This is a genomic window from Zobellella maritima (assembly GCF_003075035.1).
Lineage (GTDB): Bacteria > Pseudomonadota > Gammaproteobacteria > Enterobacterales > Aeromonadaceae > Oceanimonas > Oceanimonas maritima.
The window spans coordinates 1-477 of record NZ_QCZE01000015.1 but is presented as its reverse complement, the minus strand read 5'-3'; the positions used below and the strand labels follow the sequence as shown (position 1 = coordinate 477).

General features: G+C 66.0%; 1 protein-coding gene. It reads right to left on the bottom strand.

All coding sequences use genetic code 11. The features are described 5' to 3' along the window. Positions 1-211 precede the first annotated feature (211 nt). Positions 212-477 (bottom strand): PfkB family carbohydrate kinase (locus DCS96_RS18390; RefSeq protein ID WP_232818322.1); only part of this gene is annotated, 266 nt, incomplete at its 5' end.

The window sequence follows — 477 nt, the reverse complement described above, 5'->3', positions numbered from 1 at the left end:
GCTTGCTGCTGGGCGAACGCCAGTGCCGGCATCAGGCCGATGATCAGGGCAGCCGAGCGGCCGATATAGGATGAAATAGAATAAGGCATGGAACGCGTCTCCTGAGTGGTTTTATATACTTCTTTTGTGTTCAAGAACTTTGGCCCTACGCGCGACAACGACAGCTGTCCATCGTTGTCATGCACGCCCAGCCAAAGCACGCCGGACACCGCTATACCGCACCGGGCGCCGCCGGTTCGGCGCCTGGCATGACTTGGTTCAGATACGGCAGATCGGCGCCGCGGCGCGAGCAGGTGATGGCGGCGGCACGCGCCGCGAACGCCAGGGCGGCGCGCAATTCTTCGGCGCCGAGGTCCTGCAGCGCCTGGCGTGTGAGGCGCCCGCCGCGCTGCAGGCAGGCCAGCAGGCCGGCCTGGAAGGTGTCGCCGGCGCCGACTGTGTCGAGCACCGTCACCGCCACGGCCGGCAGCGTGAATG